Genomic DNA, 19,757 nt, shown 5'->3' on the forward strand with positions numbered 1-19,757 from the left:
CTAATTCAATTTTCGCGCAAGCTGTTGGATATAACTTTTCAACTCGGGTCCAAGCTCGGGATTTTGTAAAGCAAGCTCAATGTTGGCCTGCAGATAGCCCAGCTTGTCGCCGGCATCATAGCGTTCGGCGGTAAACGTCATCGCATTCAAGCCCTTTTCTTTACAAAGAACTTTCATGCTATCGGTTAACTGAATTTCTCCGTTCAGCGAAGGCTTGGCATTCTGAAGAATATCCATAATGTGATTGTCGAAGACATAGCGGCCTGGCAAAGCCCAGCGACTTGTTGTTTCTGTGGGTTTTGGCTTTTCAGTCAAGGATGTTACTCGGAAGTAGCCCTTTTGGGTGTCTTCAACTTCGGCGACGCCATATTTAGAAACATCTTTATCAGAAACCTTCATCACGGAAATAGTGGATGTTCCTGTTTCCTCGAAAGACTGAACAAGCTGGGATGTGACATTCGGTTGCCCATGAAATCCCATGGTGATTTCGTCGCCAAGTAAAACGGCGAAAGGTTCTTTGCCAATGATAGGAAGACCGCAATGAACGGCATGTCCCAAGCCTAAAGCGTGCTTCTGACGTATACTGATAATATTGGCTTTGTCGCGAATCTTAACCACGCGTTCAAGCAATTTTTCTTTGCCGTCTTTTTGAAGTTTGTCTTCAAGCTCGTAAGAAGTATCAAAAAAATCCTCGATCGCATACTTGTAGCGACCGGCAATAAGCACGATATCTTCAATACCCGCCTGAACGGCCTCTTCAACCACGTACAGGATGATGGGAGCGTCCACGATCGTGAGCATCTCTTTAGGAACTGTCTTCGTTGCGGGAAGAAATCGTGTTCCAAGTCCTGCGGCGGGTATGATGGCTTTTTTTACTTTAGGCATGCTCTATTGATCTCAAACGTTTCACTTTAAGACAAGTCTTAACGAAGTCCGGCTTTATTAAAACAAGGCCCGTTTCAGAGTGAGAATCCTTGTTATTTTTAGTAAATCTACCGAAAAGTTGTGTGATAGCCTTGTATTTGGGGGAGTAATCCATGAAAGTACGTTTGAATAAAACGGCATGGCGTGCAGCAGGAGGCATCCTAGCCTCGTTTGTGCTCGTAGTGTCGTTTCAAAACTGCGGCAAAGCGGGCTTTGATGCGGATCTAGATAGTACTCTGGACTCGGGTATGTCAGATGCTGCGTTAGCTGCAAAATATGGTGAATCCACGGCCGCCAAGGTCTCGGGGATTCCTTTCGCCTTTGAGTCGACGATCGACACCATTACTTATAATTCCTGCGCGGACACAAGCTTAAGAAGCAACACGGCCTTTACTTCCCTCAAGGTCGGTTCGTACTCTTCCGGCGGAATCAAATTGAAAGATGAATTTTTTAGTTACGCAGATCAAAACTTTAAGCCTGTTTATCCTGAGCCCGCTTTGACTGAAAATCAGTACAAAGAATATCTGGCGGATTCTCCTGCCAATAATGGTGCTGTTGCAAACATTGCCATCCGCGTGAAAAACAGCCTTACTGACGTCTATACAGCGACTAGCAACGTCGTCTTGTGGACGGACATTGTTCCTTTGGTTGGTAATCTGACCGACAGTTTGGTTATGGATGCTTTCGGAACGAAGGGTGTGACGGCAAATTATTTTCCGTTCTCTTCGGAATACCGCGTGATGGAAGCAGGTTTGAGTTTCAATGCCAGCGAAGAGTTGGCAGAAGAATATCGTAACATCTTCATGTCTTCGGGTGTGTTGGCACTCACTTATATGGCTGACAACGCCGAAATTTACAAAGTGCGCTCTTCAAGTACGGCATATCCTGTAAAATCCGCTTATGGGAAAGGGTATTCACTTTCTTTTGTGCCGGGCTCGTCAGCGGCGGGTGTGCACTCCGGAAATCCTAAACGTGTATTAGCGTCAGTTCTTGAAACCGATCTTTCAGGTTCCGGTGTCGGAGCGAAAAATTGGAATTGCAACCGCGCGTATCGGGTTGTTCGCAAAGAAGATCGGGCGACTTATTGTCCAGAGCATACCTATAGTGATTTGGCCAACTCTTCAATTCGCCAAGAGTTGGCGGTTATGCGCCGCCATCTTCGCGCCGATCAGTGGGATGTGAATGTCACTTACCGCTGTGTTGTGCCTAAGGGCGGAGTGTCCTGCTATAAAGAAGAAAATATGGCGGCCAAGGGCTTCGCGGAAGTCGAATACGACACCACGAAAGAATGTTTTAGGACGAACGGTACCTATACCGGCGCGATCCCAAGCAGTAAGTGTATGCACTATATCACTGTCTGCACACGCGACTAATTTTTAGCGACGCGTGACTCTAAGAGCTCCTCCATTTGGGGCGGAAAAGGTTTAATGTATTTCACAGGGTCGACCATTCGACCCTTTTTCTTTACAGCAAAGTGCAAGTGGGCACGTGTGCAATAACCCGTACACCCCACTTCGCCGATCTTTTCGCCGGCCTTCACCGCCAGTCCGCGACGAATGCGTTTGTCGATGCGATGAAGATGGTTGTAGGCTGTTTCCATTCCGTTAGAGTGTAGAAGAATAATATAATTACCGGCCGCGTGATTGTGCCCGTAACGCACAACAATTCCTTTGCGTGGCGCATAGATTGGTTCGCCGACAGGAAGTTCGAAATCAATGCCTAGGTGAGGCTGCAAACGCCCCGTGATCGGATGAAGGCGGTTGGGTTTAAAGCGACTTGCCACTTTGATGTATTCAACCGGCGCGTAGAAGGGACGGTCTTCCAGCAGATCCTGGGCATTGAAGAAAACGCCGCCGTCTTTGTAGCGAATGAATTTTTTCTGAACTGGAGCGCCATCGATATCCAAAGAAGTCTGCAGAACTTCTCCATATTTTATAAACTGCCCAGCTTCATATTTCTTCTCGACCGTGAACCAGAAGCGGGCGCCGCGGGCGACGTCGCGGGAGTTTTTCATATCAAAAACGTAGGCATCCATAAACCGAGTAGCCACCCAGTTCGAATCGATTTTGGCCAGGATGCTGCCCAAAAGTGATCCATACACACGACCTTCAATGCGGGTCAAAGTTGTTTTAAATTCGGGATTGTAAGAATCGGCGCTAACTTTTTGCGCTGACTTCTGAATACGGAAGGCTTGCGAGGTTTGGGAGTCGAACATGCGCAGCTCGGTTTCGCCACCGGAGCGTCGAACCAAGTATCGTGTATCCAAGGTCAGAAAGAGGTTGCGAAGTCCTTTGTGTGCCGCAAGAACTTGTTCGCGCTCTTTTTCAGAAAATCCGTTTTGACGGAGTATAGAAAGTAGGTTGTCGCCAAGACGAACAGGTTTTGCAGTAAAAGTGTTGGCGGCGGCCTGGGCCGATTGATAGGATGTGAATGCTAAAATAAATGCACTCACGATGCTTGCGAGGTGAAAAATCATGTTGCCCCATCCTTTGAGCTTAAAAAAACTTTCTGTTTTCTTGCTTGTCCAGTTTATCGCGAACCTGGCATTGGCCCAAGTTTATAATTCATCCATTTCCGCAGCGACGGGTGGAACTGGACGTGCGACGGTGGAGGTCGGTGATTCGACATTCTTGAATCCCGCAGCGCAAGTCCATCTTCGTGGGCAATACTTTTTTGCTTCCGGAGCTGAAGATGAATTTGCGATTACGTTAAGTGACAATACTGAAGAAAGTATGTTCCCGGCGACGTTGGGTTATGTGCAAAGAACGACGGATGTCACACAGGGAGAGATGAAACAAAGTGACATCATGTTGTCGCTTGCGGAATTCGTCGTAGATAAATGGGCCTTCGGAATTACTGGGCACTACATAGAACAAAAACTTCCCGAGTCCTCGTACCGCCAACCCAATGTGGATATTGGAATTATGTATACGCCGAAGTCTTATATTGGTTGGGGACTTGTCGTTTACAATGCATTCGGGGAAAATAAAGACGCTCCCACAAATATCCGCTACAAAACCACGGTGGGGGGAGGATTTAATTATATCTACAAAGAAGCCATGCGCTTCCGTCTGGACGCCACATCAGAGTCCTTTTTCGGGGCGGGGCTGGAAACTTACGTGAATCGCTTTCTAATTACCCGCATCGGATATGCCAACGATACAGATGATGAAAGGGAGCTTTTAACGGCTGGAATGGGCTTTAAAGGCCCTAGATTCGCTTTAAACTATGCTTATCAAGGAAACCAGAAATTCTCGGGAGATTATCGCCATTCGGTTGACTTGGAGATTCCATTTTGATAATTAACTCGTTCCGTTAAAAACGCAGGAGATACCATGGCTTCTAAAACAAAACGTACTGAGTACATTCGCGAAAAGAAAAAAACGACAAGCGGCAAAAAGCGTAAGGCTTCTGTGCGCACTAAAGGTACGACAAAATCAGCTAAAGCTCTTTTCAAAGACTAGTTTCTTAGTTATTTCAAGTATTTAGATTTAAGCCCTGAGGGAGTCCCAAAGGGCTTTTCGTTTTTCTGCTGATTCTAAAAAAGAAAAAGGGCCTGTTGGGGCCCTTTTTTATGATCTCTTCTTAGCGACGACTGACACTTCGGCGAAGCAATCCACCATCTTCTTGCAGGCCACCTTTAAGATCCCAGCGGAAAGGCAGTTCGACCCAACCTTCCTGACCGGGATAAAAGCGCCATTTTTTAAGAGCGGCCAGAGTTTTTGTATCCAGATTTCTAAACCCGGTAGATTTCAGCATGCGGAATTGGGACACGTGACCTTGCTTATTGATATAAGCGACAAAAGCCACCTCGCCTTGATCGCCGCGGCGTCTTTCTTCGCGGTCGTATTGTGGCCGAGGATTGCCTGGCATTTGGCGAAGTTGATCAAGGCTGCGCACTCCAGAAGGTAAACCTGCTATTTGCGATCCCGGTCCTGTGGAGCCAGAATTTCCGGCGCCATCGCCCTCTTTCATGCCCAGCCCGTTTCCATTTCCTCCAAGGCCGCCTTTTTTTGCTGCGGCTTCACGAGCAGCAGCTTGTCTAGCAGCGGCTGCGGCGGCCGCCGCTCTTTCCGCTGCTAAGGCGGAAGCAATGGACTTTGCATTTCTCTGTTTAAGAGAATCTTGTGCCGCTGCTAAGCGGTTCGCTTCCTCTTGGTTCGCATCGGCTAGGGCATTTAAACTTTCATCTTGTTCCGCTTCAAGTGCGGCCGCCATAGCATCCATAGACTGTTTTTCGTTATCAAGAACTGCTTTTTGAGAGCGATCGACTCTTTCGAAATCATCATTGAAATCTTCGTTGAGATGAGACGCCACGGCCACTTTCGCTAACTCGCCCTGATCCAACTCGGGGGCTTCGATATCATCGATGGTCATCGGAACGGCCTTAAAAGTTGTTTTAGGTGCGATACTGCGAGCCGCCTTTCCAGCAATAGCCGCCTTAGGGGCCTTTGTCGCTTTCGGAGCTGGAGCTTTGGTAATGGATTTCGCCGCAACCTTCGCCTTGGCCGCAGCAGCAGGTTTTGCGACGACGATATCACCAGGACTTCCCGCATCCTCGATTTTTTCAACGAGTGGGGTGTCTTGATGTACCGGAGTTCCACCCTGTGTTGGGGGAACGGGAACTCCACGAGGGGCCCTCATGCGAGGTGCGGGAACATCTTCGATCTCAATGGTGATAGTTTCTGTTTTCGCTGTTTCCACTAATGGAACAGTCATCATCGCAATAGCCAGAATGGCGGCCGCGTGCACCGCCGCAGAGAGGGTTACGAACTTAGGGGTTTTGCTAACCTCAGGCTCTTTATGCGCCAGCATCCACATATCGAAATCGACAGCGGCATTGTCGTGGGAAGATTGTTTGGGAGTTTCGCCAACAAAGTCTGTCTTCGGCATTTGAAAGTCAAAAAGACTTAACTGATTGTCAGCTTTGTTTGACATATCATTATCAAAGTTAAAACCCATAAAAACTCCTGTGCTATCAAGGATTGCACTATCAATTCCCAGGCCACATTAGAACCATCTGGTTCTAGTTGGACCTGGGTGATCAGGAATATTTTTCAGGGCTGTACGGGCGATTGTCAGGACTTCTTAGAACGACACCTGAGCCAGTCGCTTGAGAAATGCGAACACACCGTCGTCACTACAGCTGACAAGATTCTTCACGGAAATCTTCGAGGCATTTTTAATCAGACCAGAAACACAGGCCGCTTCGGTTTTGGTGTCTGCAAGACTCGCCGCTGTGAGCATATCCCCACTCTCAAACCCAACACTGACAACGGCGTTTATAGCCACAAGTGCTTCATCTGTTCTAATATGGCCGCAAATGGCGATTTTGGTTCTCGAAATACTGTGGCCTTTTTGATTCAGAGCCTTCAAGCACTTCACCGCCTGATCAGTGCGGATATCTGAACAGCCAGCTAACAAGTCAGCATAACCACCATAGGTATCAGCAATGTGATCCTGGCACTTTTCAACAGGGGTGCGACGATCAAAAGGGGTGTTATCCAAAATCCCTGCAGACGCCGAAGACATTGCCAGCAAGGTCACCAAAGCTACCAAAATTGATTTCATATAAACTCCTAATAAATTGTTCAATGAAGAGTTCAGCAAAAACAATTCCTGCGTGAAAGGCTACGTAATAGCTTCCCGGTGTAAAAGGTTTGTACTAAGTCGCTAGAAGGGCACTTCGGGTAAGCCGAAAAGACTCGTTTGCGGAATACTTAGACAGAACTTTAGTATGCTAAAGACTCTCTGGTGGGCCTAGGATAAATATCTGCCTCGGGAACGACTTTTGCTTCAAGAAAGTCATTGCGATACCTGTACTCACGGAAAAATCGAAATCAACAAAATATAACTTTGGAGTGAGTATGAGGTCCTGGTCTTCTGTGGTCCTAATGACGGCTATATTTTTTGCGGTTTCAACGAGTGCGTTTAATGAGGTCATTTATGACCTTCCAAATCCAGACGACTGGAGAGCTACTTTCCCAAACCCGGCTCAAGCATTTCATGAAAGAAACAGGTTGGACTCTTTCGAGCGGGAGTATGTATTTAGAACATCTCCCTCGACAGTTCCACAAACGATTCGTTCTTCAGATATCGTGGACATTTGCACGACTTTATCAACATGGGAAACTGAACGAGGATGCTTTGAAAGTTACATCCATGTACTTGCAAACGACCACCTTTCGTTTGTCAGGGACATGTGCGCTTCAAATAATGCTGAGTCTGCCGCGAGATGCTACCGAGACAGCTTCTCTCGCGAAAGACATTTTTCCTATGGGCGCAATAGATTCGAGGAAGTGACGATCGCTTCTTGCGGCGTCTCCTTTGTAAATGATGAGGCCGCCACAAAATGCTATCGGGTGACTTTACGCAGACTCCAAACGCCGGCGATGAGGGGTTTGATTAATATTGCGGATGTTTGCTCTTACGCATCCGCATGGGGACGTGAAAGAAGATGTTATGAAATGTATTTAAAAAATTCGCGCTCGCTTTCTGAGGTGCAATTAGCCCGAGCGGCAATCAGCGACGTCGGTGATAGTTATGATGATGTCGGTAGAGGAAAAATTGCCCGTGACGTCGTTGCCAAAATGTCGTCGCTGTACCCTTATTTGAAAAGAGGCACAGAGATGTGCCTTATGCTGAGCACCTGGCTCGCCGAAATTAGATGCCATGACAATCTTCTTTTCCGGGCGGACGATTTTTCTCATCATCCGGGGATGCGTGCGCAGGTCCTCACAGAGTCCTGCTCGTATCAGAATTTGGCCGAGGCCAGAGCCAAATGTCTGGGGCGCGCGGTTGAACTGTTTGTTCGCGGGGGAGAGTCTTACAAAGACATTTGTTCTAGCAAGACCTCGTGGCCCGACGAGGAAAAATGTTATAAAGCGGTCATTGACCGCTTTATAAGATAAAGGACCCCATTCGCAATATTTTAAGCTGAAACTTTAATTGCGAAATTATTCTGGTAGAAGTCCTTCAGGCATCTGTCCGCTTGCAATAGCTTTCGCAATTTTTAAATGGTCGGGATGGCCGACAATATTAATCACTTCATTAAGTGGCAAAGGTTCCGGGTTGGGAATTTTTGCTTTTTTCAGATCCATGATACGACGGTAGCTTTCGTCAAGACGTGCTTTGGATAGGCTGCCTTGAGCTGTCGCCTCTAGAACGGCTTCAAAGGCCTGGGGCGGAACTTCAGGATCATTGCAATATAGAAGTAGATCCACGCCGGCTTGTAAAGCGCGGACTGGAACCTCGGTGATACCATAGTGTTTTGTCATGGCCTTCATGCCTAGGTCGTCGGTCACAATCAAGCCGCGATATCGACACTCATCACGAATAATCTTTTGCACAAAGATTTCGGATAAGGTCACAGGCCAATCCGGATCTATCTTCGGAAACTTAATATGAGACGTCATGACCATGTCGACGCGGGCTTTGAAACTTTTCTTGAACGGAATAAGCTCACAGGCTTCAAGCCTTTCCAGATCCAGGTTTTCTACTGGAAGGTCTTCGTGGCTATCTACAATTGTGTTGCCATGGCCAGGAAAGTGTTTGGCGCAGGTGATAATCTCTGCCTTGATATAGCCACGAACCAAAGCAGAAACATGTTTGGCAACCAGTTCGGGATCAGAGCCTATGGACCGATCTCCGATCACGGTGTTGGCTTGGTTGGTAAATATATCCACGCACGGAGCAAAATCCAGGTTGATACCGACTGCTTTCATTTCTTGCCCCATGCGGTTGGCAAAATGGAACGAGACCGTGGGGGCATCAAGTTCACCCAATTTTCTTAAAGGTGGCCAGACTGTGAAGGGTGATTTGAGTCTGTGGACGCGACCGCCTTCCATATCGATGCCGATAAAAAGAGGCGCTTTTTCTTCTTGTCTATGACGCAAGGATTGAATTTCAGCGCACAGCTCACGCACTTGCTTCGGATCGGCTACGTTTCGTCCGAAAAGGCAGACGCCGCCAATATTGTTCTCAACGATAAATTTCTTTTCTTCTGCAGTCAGAGCATGTCCGGAGATTCCAATAAAAAAGTGCTGACCGATTATATGACTGATACTGCTCATGAGCTAATTTCCTTTGTTATCCGCTTTCTCTGGCTGAGCTTTAATAATAATCCCTTGCCCCTGGGGAACTCCCATCTGTTTCGACGGTGCTGGAGCATTGGCCTCGGCTTCTTTCAATTTCAGAGATCTATAAACAACATTAGCCTGACCCGCAGGTATGTTGCCAAATAAAGTTTTCAACAACGTGGCGCTGTAGGGGAGATTCGCGGTTGCTTCCGAAGGATTTGCGACAAGCTCTGTAGTGATGCCTTGTCCCATGGCGTTTGTCCCTAAAACTTCTCCACGATCGTTGACGTAGCTTAAAAACTTCATGTCTTTGAAGGTATTTAAAATTTTGAATACTTTAAATCCATTGTAGGTTTCTTCTTTTCCGACCAAAGCCTGTCCCTTGGTGATGGCTCCGTCTTCTTCGGCAATGGCCTGATATTCATAGTTGGTTTCTGACTTTAGGCCTTCTTTACTTTTCAGCATAAGGTAAACCAAGAAGGTCGAAAGAAAGGTCCCCTTAGGGATTTTCTTTTCTAATCGTTGCGTTTTCCCCCCGGAAATGATGACGCCGCTAAGAGTTCCATTCTTAAACTTAGCATCGATCGTTTTGCTCTCTTTGCCAGCCAGATTTGTGTATTCATAAGAAAGAGGACCGAGTTCTGCATCCGCGATGGCTTTTAGGCTTTCCGTTACTTCCGTTGGGCCTTTGCCGGTTTTTAAAAAATAGGTTGAAATAAAGTGCTTCTTCTTAGCGTCGAACTCATAGCGACTGATCACATAGCCAATGTGCTGATCGTTCGAAAGGATTTTTGAATACCCTTCAAATAGAATTTCTGCCTTGGCTGCTAGCGATAAAAAAGACACGCAGACTGCGAGGAGAATGGATTGGACCATCGTCGAGTTCCTCCGTTGAACTATGTCCAAAAGTCTGTCATCTCACTATAGAACAAGTCAAAGTTTTAGAGGTCGAGTTATTGCTTCGTGAGACAGACTAAGAGACAATGTGTAAACACAATGTTAAACAGACGAAGCACCTTCAATCAGAACTTAAAAAATCGCAAAGGCCAGGTCGCCCTTTTCGTGGCTTTGATTTTTCAAATTCTGTTTCTATTCTTTGCGATGGTAATCAACGTCGGTCTTCTGGTTCATCATAAAATCAATCTGCAAAACTCTGTGGATCTTGCGGCTTATTACGCCGCCTCAAAACAAGCAGAGAACATGAACGCCATCGCCCACATGAATTATCAGATTCGTCAAAGCTGGAAACTGCTGGCGTGGCGCTATCGCATGTTAGGAAGTGCGGGGGAGTGGTACGAACATCCCTATGACAAGACAACAAGACAGCTGCGCCCGAATCTGCTTGAAGACGTTGTGAATACATCGAATTCTATCGCCCGGGACTATCAAATAGCGCCGCCGTTTTGTATTACTTATATCCCGTTTAAGCCGATGCCACCCGGAGAAAATACCTGCCGTAATATGGCCTCTCTGAAGGCCACGCGTCTTTGGAATGCTCCTGGCGTCATTGCATTTCACCAGGCCTTCTCGAAACAAATTGATAAAACCAGTAATGTCCTAAAGAACAACGCAATTCAACGTTGCATGTATTTTGGTTCCTATAACTATCTGATGCTTGCGAAGTTTGTAGTTGGTTTCAATTTAGATCAAAACAATCGCATGGAAGCCATTAAACATCTTTCGCGCGCGACCAGTGGTACGAAATCTGACTTTTACGATATCGATGGGCAAAGTGTTAAGACTGGTGTTGAAAAAACGTTGGCTAATAATCTAACGGCGGCCAATCGTGCAACGGTTAAAATGGATATGTTCAACTCTTTAGGGGCAGATGGTTGTAACGCCGAAGGTTTGAATCAAGGAGCCCCAGCGAAATGGCTGACGCCTGTGCGTATTTATCCGGGCTTTAGATACATCGATACCATGTGCGGTGTTAACAACGAAATTAAGATTATTCCTAAGGAACACTCCAACAACCCAGAAAGCTTTCCTTACCATAAAGCGAACACGGAAATGAGTTCGTCCATCGATAAAATGGCGGAGTGGATTGGGTATCGCGATAATCTTAATGACAACTTCAACTTTTCTATCGGTGTCGAAAAGAATCCGTGGTGCATGGCTTACACGGGGGTGTCAGCGACCACACAACCAAAAATTCCATTTTCTCCTTTGGGTGCCATAACCCTAAAGGCCCGTGCATTTTACAAACCTTTCGGGGGAAGAATTGGGCCGTGGTACTATAAAAACTGGAATCGTGGTTCAAATTGGTCTGAGGGAAACCCGAACGATAAGACGGATCCCAATATGGCTCCGCGTGTGACGGACACGGCAGCTCTTTCTACAATTAGTGAAAGTGCTGAAGGGACAGAGACTCGGGCCGCAAATTTCAGTCGTTTTGTAGGCGATAAATTTGGTTTGAAGACTTATAAGATGTTGGGTTATTACGGGAAAGCGATTTATGAATTAGATTCAGGCTGGAGAAACGGAACTGCTCCGAATGATTCTTCGAGTTCCAATTCGGTCTATGACGGTGTTGATGCACCCAACTTTGCTCACTGGGATGATCTGCCATTCGACTTTATCAATAAAGGCGGATCCGGTGATGTCATGGCGTTTGATCGTGTGAATAATCGTCCATCGCCGATGAGAATTTTGGAAACGGCAGCCATTCTGCCTGATACTTTCGATGCGGCTTACTATTCCATCGATCCGGACTACTACCATAACTATTATACCCGATTGCGAGATGGCTTCTTTGCTGGTCCGGGGACTGCATTTAGTAGTACTCAAGATTTGCGCCCTGATCTTGGCTACCGTCGTGGCTATGTGCAAGGTGCATACGATTATGAAAAATTCAGTATCAAGGATCAATTTAAAGTGATTAATGATCCCGGTGATATGGTGAATACAAAGGGATTGGTCAAAGATCAATTTACATTCACGCTCAGCGATTGGAAGCATGTTTTAACTTCGTGGGCGCCGATAGGTTTGAATAATTACGCTCTGGATACCAATAAGTTTGGTAAATGTACTGATTTGCCCAAAGGGGCTGACAACAACGCGCCAAATCCTCCCGCCCCCGGAAATTGTGTTATGGGCGGAACCACGGGATACGCGGTAAAAATGGTATCTTCGGATTATTTGCGTTCTGCTGATTTAAAGCTTGGCGGAGAATCAGCGGGCTCGGGCCCTTTGAAGAATCCCCCGCCGCCTGACGATGAATTCTAATTATTTCCGCTTAGAGCGTCTCATTTTGCAACACCAAGAAATTATTTAAGATCAATAGACCTTTGTCCGAAAAGTGAGACATAGGGGAATCTCATGAAAAGTCTATTCATTGTACTTTTATTATTGGGCTCGATGAGTCTCTATACTCCTCATGCATTTGCTCAAAGTGGCGGGGCCAGTGCTCCAGCAGCCGGCGGTGGGGGAGGAGCTGGTGGTGGTGATTATTGTGCAGACACCGATGATGATAAGGCTAATGCCGCGGCACCAGGTACCGGACTGACCAACGGTGCAAGTGGAACGAATCCTGGGAAGGATGAAGCAGGAAAAGGGAAAATCGAAAGTTGCAACAAAATTAAATCCCTTATGGAAGGTATCTCTACCAACATTCAAACCTACAAACAAAAAGGAATGGTCAACGATCAGTTTGAAAAGATTAGAGAAGGCTTTGAGCAATATGCTGGTTGGCGACAATCTTGCTTAAGCAACCATTCTCGTGCCTCGACGGTCTGTCTGGAAGACTGGAGCCCCGATCTTGCTTCAACAGCTTCTAATATCAATATCCTTCTTTCTACTTTAGGAGGCATGGCGGTTAATGATTCATGTAGTGGCTTTGCAAAAGCCATGGACCTCGCAAAAGCGGGTTTGACAGCATATACGTCTGCCTGTGGTGTCATGAAGGCGGGCTGCGGGGTTTCTTGCGTAAAAGCTCGGTCGGGCTTGGAATCAATGCAAAAGTTTGCTGCGGCAGCGGCAAAGTCCACGCAGTGTGCGCCTTTGACAGGCCCGGATATGACTGCATGTGCTGAGGCGAAAGAAGCCTATGCGAAGGACCTTCAAAGAGTTGTCGATTATACCAAAGAAGAACAAGATAAGGCCGATAAGAAGTCCATATCGGGAAAAGTGAGTTTGTGCACGGGTAAATACGCTCAGCTTCTGGCTTCTGCCGGCACGGGAATTATGTCTTTGGCAAATTCAATGAAGCAAGGTCAAAAATGTGACGAAGATACTAGTGGTAGCTCGACCCCCACGACGACAGCTTCGACCGAAGAAAAATGTAAAGACTCCGCAAATGCGAATTTGCCAGAATGTATTTGTTTGGCAAATCCAAGAACTCCAGGTTGTGCTAACAGTTATGAAAAGCCGGGTGAAAGTTCTACAATTTCGGGATTATCAACAGGATCAACTGATAAAACAAACGTAACAGGCGATCGCAGTGTTGCCGGTCTTGGCGGGGGCGGTATTCCTGGCCTTGATTCACCGACGGGCGGCAGCAGTGGTGGTGACAGTGGTTTGCCGGGCGCTCCTTCCGGCGGCAGCGCTGGTTTAGGCGGCGGTGGCGGCTTGAATAGTAGTGGTGGCGATAAACCGTCTGAAGCATCAGCAAAAGGCTTAGATACAAATATCCTTGGTGGTGCTGGCGGTGGCGGCGGCGGGGGGGGCTTCGGTAGTTTCGGTGGAGGTAGTGGTGATAAATATCGCGCTTATCTTCCCGGCGGAGCCAAAGATCCAAGTAAAGGTCTTGCGGGTCAGCAACAGGCTTGGAAAAACGAAGTGACCGGCCAAGGTGGCAAATCCAACTGGGAAAAAATTAAAGAACGCTACCGTGATAATAAAAATACGTTGTTGAATAACTAGGGGGCACAGTGACGAACACTTTTATCAAATACATTTGTGCATTAAGTTTGGCGTGCCCTTCTGTTGTATTGGCTGAGGCGACGACGGTGACGGCACCCGATGCGACACACAAGGCTCCGGGCACGGGTTCTGGCGCATCTAAGGGTATTGAGACTACAGGTGGTGGTCAGCCTTCCGTAAATGACTCTGCTGATAAAACCAATGATTCCAATAGTGATGGTAAAACAATGTCATTTTTGACGGGCGGTATGTTTATTGCGATGGGTACGAATGACATTTCAACGGGAACAGCACCTTGCGGAACTCCGGCTGGATGTAATGTGCCCTTGATTGCCAAAGGCGTTTTCGAAGTTATGCTTGGAATGTTGTCAATGAAACAGGGGGGCGCTCACGGTAAAACAGCCGGGATGGCAAACATCACGGGCCTCGATACAGATGGTTTGGGAAGTTTGAATACAGACAATACCACCTATGACCCCAATGACCTGGGTGCCGCCGCAAAAGATCCTTACGCTGCTGCGGCCGCGAAGAATCTAAAGAAGCTTGAGAATATGGGCGTGATTAACGCGAAGGCTGGAACTGCTAAAGTGGGTGACAAAACCTATAAACTTTCAGACTTCGCCTCTAAGGAGTCGATGGCGGCAGCAGGAATTCCTTCGGGTGCCGTGGATGGTTTGATGTCTCTTGCGGGAGCTATTGAGAAAAAAGCGGCTGAAAAAATGGAAAAGTTGAAACTAGGAGCCAAGACTGCGGCCAACGGATTTGATGAAGGTGGCGGTAGTGGTGTCTCTGGCTCTGGACCATCAGGATATTCTGATGACAGCACAGATGGCTCAGGTGCTTATGCCGGAGCTGGCGGTGGTCGCGGCGCTCTTGATCGCGATCCTTCAAGTCTTGCGGGTATGCAGAAGAACTACAATGGCGAGCCGATCGGTGTTGCCGCTGACAGTATATTTTTAATGATGACTCGAAGATACAAAGTAAAAGAAAGCCAAGAGTCCTTCTTTACCGACGCAGAACTTGCATTGCAAAAGTAACAGAAAAATAAATGTCACGAGGAAAACGGTGTTGGTTCAACACCGTTTTTTATTTTATACGTCTTCCAGAAAGAACGTGTTACTAGCTTTGGTGCCTGCGCTGACCTGAACGCCATCGCCGACAATTACATTTTCAAGATGACAACCAGAGGCCACAGAGCTGCCGGAGCCGATACAAAAAAATCCCTCGATATGCGAAGATATATCGATCTTGGCCCCATCCGAAATCATGCGCTGTCCACCAAACTCAAGCGTGATATGCACGGGCTTTGGCGCATACTCTTGAATATTCGCCGTTAAAGCGCGCTTTTGAAAAGAATCTTCAGTAGAGGCTAGATAAGAAAAGCACTTTTTGCTGGCCTCTAAAAAATCACCGGGATTGCCTGTTTCAAACCAGCTGCACTGAAATGGAAATGCCTTTACCGTAAACCCTTTTTGAATCGCGACAGTCAAAGCATCATACAAAATATTAGATTCGCCTGCCAACGGAATGAAAGAAAAGACTTCTTCAGACAAAATTTGCACACCAACAAAATGCCAAGCTTTTGCACTTCCGGGAATGGGTTGTTTGCCAAATCCCAGAACATTGTTCTGGGCATCCGTCCACACACCGCCGAACTGACTTCCGACACCGGGGTGATCCATCACCAGCAAAGTGCCCAAGGCCTTGGTCTGCGAATGAAGATCGATAGCTTTCGCCAAGACGGAAGGATCCTGCGGAAGAATGACTTCATCCGCGTTCATCATAATGAAGTCACCGCCGTTTTGAAAATGTGCTCGAGCCTGTCCCAGCCCGCCACCACTTCCCAAAATAGCACCTGTTTCATTCGAGAAATGTAGGCTTTCGGCTTTGTGAGGAAGTCTGTGGAAAAGTTCGTGGATTTTCTTTGGTAAGTGAAAGGTGTTGACCACCAATTTTTCGATTTTAATTTCTCGTAAAAAGCCTAAAGCATGTGCGGCCAGGGGGATTGTTAAAAAAGGGATCGCAGGTTTAGGTAACACTGTTGTGTAGGGGCGAAGACGGGTGCCTTCGCCCGCAGCAAGCAACATCACATTCATAGTGATTCGTACTTTCTTTCAAGGGCACCGGAGTCGATCAGGACATCCGCAAAAGTTTTGTATTCAGGGAACTCGTTAATAGCCTTCATAACACGTCGAAGTGTTCCCGACAGATACTTCAGATAACGGCGGTCTTGACGCAAGTGAAAGAAACTTGCGAAGCTGCCACAGGCCTTGAAGCAACGCTGAATGGATTGCAGTTCGTAAATACGGTCGAAGTGTTCTCTAGAAAAATCTTTGGGCAGGTACTGTTTGGATTTTTCCAAATAATATTCCAAAAGTTTATTGGCCATATCGTCGGTCATGTCTACGTAGGAATCCCGCATCAGACTGACGAGGTCGTACTGAATGGGACCCAAGCGCGCATCTTGGAAATCAATAACGCTCATCTGATCAAGTTTGATCATGAGGTTTCGCGAATGATAATCTCGGTGGGCGATACGTTTGGGCTCTTTATCCAAACGTGTGCAAACATCTAAGAATATATCGCCGATCTCTTTCTGTAGCTTTTCATTAAATTGAAATTTGAGAACGCCGTGAATCAGGTTGTCTTTTCCATAATTCATTTCCCACAGAAACTTTTCGGTATTGAATTCGATTTTGAAAGCGGTGCAGTCTGATTTGTTCAAAGTAGCGGGATGGTGAATTTTCACAACCTCGTCTATCGCCATCTGATAGAAATCCATCGCCGCTTCCTGATTTTGGCTTTCCCAGAATTTTCTTTCTAAGGTCAGATCACCAAGATCTTCAAGCAGAACCAGGCCCTCTTCCGGTGACATCGCAATGACTTCAGGAACGTGTACGCCGTTTTTTGCAAAATGATTAAGAACGCTTAAAAAAGGATAGTTGTCAGGTTGAAAGGGTTCCCATCGCATCAACACCCATGACTGATGATCCAAGACCACTCGATAATAACGGCGGTTTGAAGCGTCGCCAGCCAAGGAAAAGACTTTATAAGAGTCGCTTTTCAGCGAGCGCGAAAGAAATGGGATTAAATATTCATCATGAGTGACCATAAGAAAAATTCTCACAGACACTCAGATGATTATCAAGGAATAAACTTTTAGGCGTCGATCTGGGAGTCTCTCATAAAAAAGAGCTCCAGGACCTCCTTAAGGCCTTGAGTTGTCAAGGGTGCGCGATCTACCTCAAAGCAATTTACGGAAAGTTCATCGATGAGGTTCGAGGCCAAATCAGAACGGGTCAATTCATCCAAAGAGACCGAAGAACTTGTGATTATCAAAGGCTCTTCAGACGTGCGCTCTTCTGCAATATAGTCCATCAAAAGCTCTTGTTCCGAAGTATTCAGCTTTTCCACGTTCTCTACGAAAATTGTCATAGCGCCCATCTTGGCGATATCCTGCTCTGAATGAAGTTGTCCCTTAATGTCATCAAAGGGAACAAAAGCCCAACGGCCGGTGATTTCATGTAACTGCAAGGCTACTTTCTTATTAGTATTTTCGGAACGTCCTTCCAGATGAATTAAATGAGAGATCAATTCCGGAGCCAGACCTTCGTTTAGATCCAGATCGGGCTCGCTCAGTATTTCATCAATAGAAAGTAGCGGCTCATCGCCAAACAAGGCCACATTATCCAAAGTCAGATTGGCCTTACTGAGCTCCAGAAGGTTTGATTCCTTTTGGTCGAGATACCATTTGTACATGGCAGGCTCTAGCACCATGCGAACCAGTTGAGCCACCCCTTGGCGTTTTTCGCTATTGAGATCATCTGCGGACGGGACGACCGCTGTTCCTAAAACAGCGCCGTTCACCCGAATTGGGATGTGAAGATCACGCCCTCGCGTGAACATATCCTCGGTCCCCAGTTCTGCCAGATCCATCAGTTGACGAATCTGTAAACCCTTCCCATAGCGGCTTGCTAGAATTTGCTTCAATCGATTTACGAAAGAGCTATCCAATGTTGAGTTCTGCATACCCACGTCCCCTTACACTCAAACCTCTTCATTACAAGACTGATGCCAAAACTTGTGTCATTGGAAATATCTTCGATATGACGAGCACTTAGGTCTTCGGGGTGTTTAAAGAATGTGCGCCCCAAAGGGATTCTAAAACCCGCTAAGTTTCGATCATATCGGTAAAATATTTAGGGTAGGTGCAGGAAGTGTCACCGTAAGATAGTCATGTCTTCCAAAATAAAAAGCCCCGGCTTTACCCGGGGCTTTTTAATTGAGAATGTGACTTTTAATTAGCGAGCCAGCTTACGCTTATCAAGGCCGTATTTTTCGACTTTCATGATAAGACCGGCGCGGCTGATGCCCAGCTCTTTGGCAAGTTTGGATTTGTTCCAACCCGTGCGGCGAAGTCCTTCACGGATCATTTCGCGTTCTAAGTCTTCCAAGGCGTCCTTCAACTTACCTTGCAAACGAGATCCTTGAACTTTGTTCTTTTCGCCTGCTTCCAAAACCTTTGGAGAAAGCAATTCTGCCATTAGCTTCGTTTCGTCGCCGGAAAGAACGCAAAGTCGTTCGATTTCATTTTGCAGCTCACGCACGTTACCTGGCCATGGATAGTCATACAATTTTTCCAAGGCGCGTTTTGTGATCTGACGTTTTGGTCCACCTTGCTGGTCGTGGATTTTATTCAAGAAGAAATCCACAAGGAATGGAATATCTTCCTTTCTTTCACGAAGAGGCGGAACGCGGATGTTGATAACATTCAAGCGGTAGTACAAGTCTTCACGGAAAGTACCTTGTTCAACCATTTCTTTTAAGTTACGGTTTGTCGCCGCAACGATGCGTACATCCACTTTTCTTTGTTCTGTCGCGCCGACCGGAGTGAAAGTGCCTTCTTGCAACACGCGCAGAAGCTTAACCTGCATTTGTGGCGAAGTATCACCGATTTCATCCAGGAAGAAAGTCCCTTTGTCCGCCATTTCGAAAAGACCTTTTTTATCTTTAAGAGCGCCCGTGAAGGACCCTTTCACGTGACCGAAAAGTTCAGACTCCAAAAGGTTGTCATTGAATGCGGAACAGTTCTGGATAATGAACGGTTTGTCTTTGCGGTTCGAGTTGTAGTGGATTGATTTTGCAATCAACTCTTTACCCGTACCGTTTTCACCTTGCACTAACACTGTCGAATCCGCACCTTTGATTTTATCAAGAAGTGCATACAGTGATTGCATGGGCTTGGATTTGCCGATCATGTTGTCATATTTAAAGCGGTTGCCAAGTTCCTTATTTAACTCCTTGATGCGGTCTTCGCGAGAAGAAATTTCAAGGTGAAGGGTGACAATCTCTTGTGCAACCAATTCGCAAAGCTCGCTGAAGTGAGCACGATCCTGATCGTCCAGGAATTTTAATTTGCCCAAACATTTTTCGATCACTTCGCCAGACATGCCGAAAGCGGCAAGGCGTTCACGAATTTCAGTCAGGCGGTCGGTGTAGTTAGAGTCACGGAAGAATCCCATCGCAACAACGGTGCCCACACAATCATTATCGATCATGATCGGAAAAACACCGACATCAAAGCCAACCATGTCCCACTTGCGCAGGCTGTAGCGATTTTGCGAAGTTCTTAGATCATCCAAAGATTTTGTAACCAGCTCTGCAATGCTGGATTGACCGGCTTCTTTTTTAACAAGAGCATTGATCGCTGGATTGTTGAAGGTGACTTTATCAGAGTCATAACCTTTCAAAGCGCCGCGCTCATCAGTGAAAACCACGTCAATGTTCCACCAAGCGCTGAGAATCTGTTTGAGCTTGTTAATCACATGTATATGTTCAAACTCATCCCAATTAATCATAAGTCCGTTCCTTTCAGTCAGTGACGAAAAAAGTGTC

The 19,757-nt window shown here is 46.6% G+C and carries 17 protein-coding genes; 7 read left to right on the plus strand and 10 right to left on the minus strand.

The window, feature by feature from the left end; all coding sequences use genetic code 11:
* Positions 1-885, minus strand: coding sequence for a UTP--glucose-1-phosphate uridylyltransferase GalU (gene galU, locus OM95_RS11015; RefSeq protein WP_041873680.1), 885 nt, complete (start codon positions 883-885; stop codon positions 1-3).
* A gap of 152 nt (positions 886-1,037) precedes the next feature.
* Here galU and OM95_RS11020 point away from each other — a divergent pair, with 152 nt between their 5' ends.
* A complete protein-coding gene (locus tag OM95_RS11020; protein WP_041873682.1) occupies positions 1,038-2,297 on the plus strand; it encodes a hypothetical protein in 1,260 nt (419 codons plus the stop codon).
* Here OM95_RS11020 and OM95_RS11025 read toward each other — a convergent pair.
* Positions 2,294-3,400 carry a M23 family metallopeptidase gene (locus OM95_RS11025; protein ID WP_041873684.1) on the minus strand — a complete coding sequence of 369 codons (1,107 nt, stop codon included), beginning with the start codon at positions 3,398-3,400 and terminating at the stop codon, positions 2,294-2,296. The genes OM95_RS11020 and OM95_RS11025 overlap by 4 nt on opposite strands.
* On the opposite strand from OM95_RS11025, the gene OM95_RS11030 reads away from it, so the two are divergent.
* The gene (locus tag OM95_RS11030; RefSeq protein ID WP_041873686.1) at positions 3,399-4,223 is read left to right on the plus strand and encodes a hypothetical protein; all 825 of its coding nucleotides are present in this window, start codon (positions 3,399-3,401) and stop codon (positions 4,221-4,223) included. The two genes, OM95_RS11025 and OM95_RS11030, sit on opposite strands and share 2 nt — an antisense overlap.
* Positions 4,224-4,259: 36 nt before the next feature.
* Positions 4,260-4,388, plus strand: coding sequence for a hypothetical protein (locus OM95_RS17295; RefSeq protein WP_291516163.1), 129 nt, complete (start codon positions 4,260-4,262; stop codon positions 4,386-4,388).
* Between the two features lie 121 nt (positions 4,389-4,509).
* Here the strand turns inward: OM95_RS17295 and OM95_RS11035 are convergent, their stop codons facing one another.
* Positions 4,510-5,886, minus strand: a complete 1,377-nt coding sequence (locus tag OM95_RS11035) for an energy transducer TonB (RefSeq protein ID WP_041873688.1) — start codon at positions 5,884-5,886, stop codon at positions 4,510-4,512.
* 126 nt (positions 5,887-6,012) lie between these two features.
* The gene (locus OM95_RS11040) at positions 6,013-6,495 is read right to left on the minus strand and encodes a hypothetical protein (RefSeq protein WP_041873690.1); all 483 of its coding nucleotides are present in this window, start codon (positions 6,493-6,495) and stop codon (positions 6,013-6,015) included.
* A gap of 821 nt (positions 6,496-7,316) precedes the next feature.
* Here OM95_RS11040 and OM95_RS11055 point away from each other — a divergent pair.
* Positions 7,317-7,835, plus strand: a complete 519-nt coding sequence (locus OM95_RS11055) for a hypothetical protein (RefSeq protein WP_291516164.1) — start codon at positions 7,317-7,319, stop codon at positions 7,833-7,835.
* A 45-nt stretch (positions 7,836-7,880) separates the two neighbouring features.
* Here OM95_RS11055 and nagZ read toward each other — a convergent pair whose 3' ends face one another.
* Both nagZ and OM95_RS11065 read right to left on the minus strand, forming a co-directional pair.
* The gene (nagZ, locus tag OM95_RS11060) at positions 7,881-8,996 is read right to left on the minus strand and encodes a beta-N-acetylhexosaminidase (RefSeq protein WP_041873699.1); all 1,116 of its coding nucleotides are present in this window, start codon (positions 8,994-8,996) and stop codon (positions 7,881-7,883) included.
* A 3-nt stretch (positions 8,997-8,999) separates the two neighbouring features.
* Positions 9,000-9,878, minus strand: coding sequence for a hypothetical protein (locus tag OM95_RS11065; RefSeq protein WP_041873701.1), 879 nt, complete (start codon positions 9,876-9,878; stop codon positions 9,000-9,002).
* Between the two features lie 120 nt (positions 9,879-9,998).
* Here OM95_RS11065 and OM95_RS11070 point away from each other — a divergent pair, with 120 nt between their 5' ends.
* The 3 genes from OM95_RS11070 (at position 9,999) to OM95_RS11080 (ending at position 14,899) form a co-directional block, all read left to right on the plus strand.
* Positions 9,999-12,227, plus strand: a complete 2,229-nt coding sequence (locus OM95_RS11070) for a Tad domain-containing protein (protein WP_041873703.1) — start codon at positions 9,999-10,001, stop codon at positions 12,225-12,227.
* A gap of 93 nt (positions 12,228-12,320) precedes the next feature.
* Positions 12,321-13,862, plus strand: coding sequence for a hypothetical protein (locus tag OM95_RS11075; protein WP_291516165.1), 1,542 nt, complete (start codon positions 12,321-12,323; stop codon positions 13,860-13,862).
* An 8-nt stretch (positions 13,863-13,870) separates the two neighbouring features.
* Positions 13,871-14,899 carry a hypothetical protein gene (locus OM95_RS11080; protein WP_041873704.1) on the plus strand — a complete coding sequence of 343 codons (1,029 nt, stop codon included), beginning with the start codon at positions 13,871-13,873 and terminating at the stop codon, positions 14,897-14,899.
* Between the two features lie 54 nt (positions 14,900-14,953).
* Here the strand turns inward: OM95_RS11080 and OM95_RS11085 are convergent, their stop codons facing one another.
* From OM95_RS11085 to OM95_RS11100, 4 genes are all read right to left on the minus strand, one after another.
* Positions 14,954-15,958, minus strand: coding sequence for a sugar phosphate nucleotidyltransferase (locus OM95_RS11085; protein ID WP_041873706.1), 1,005 nt, complete (start codon positions 15,956-15,958; stop codon positions 14,954-14,956).
* Positions 15,955-16,989 (minus strand): phosphotransferase, encoded by a 1,035-nt coding sequence (locus tag OM95_RS11090; RefSeq protein ID WP_291516167.1) that lies wholly within the window; start codon positions 16,987-16,989, stop codon positions 15,955-15,957. Before OM95_RS11090 ends, OM95_RS11085 begins: the two co-directional genes overlap by 4 nt.
* A 32-nt stretch (positions 16,990-17,021) precedes the next feature.
* On the minus strand, positions 17,022-17,891 hold the full coding sequence (locus OM95_RS11095) for a hypothetical protein (RefSeq protein ID WP_041873712.1): 870 nt from the start codon (positions 17,889-17,891) through the stop codon (positions 17,022-17,024).
* A gap of 272 nt (positions 17,892-18,163) precedes the next feature.
* On the minus strand, positions 18,164-19,720 hold the full coding sequence (locus OM95_RS11100) for a sigma 54-interacting transcriptional regulator (protein ID WP_291516169.1): 1,557 nt from the start codon (positions 19,718-19,720) through the stop codon (positions 18,164-18,166).
* Positions 19,721-19,757 lie beyond the last annotated feature (37 nt).

The sequence above is a fragment of the Bdellovibrio sp. ArHS genome (genome assembly GCF_000786105.1).
Classification (GTDB): domain Bacteria; phylum Bdellovibrionota; class Bdellovibrionia; order Bdellovibrionales; family Bdellovibrionaceae; genus Bdellovibrio.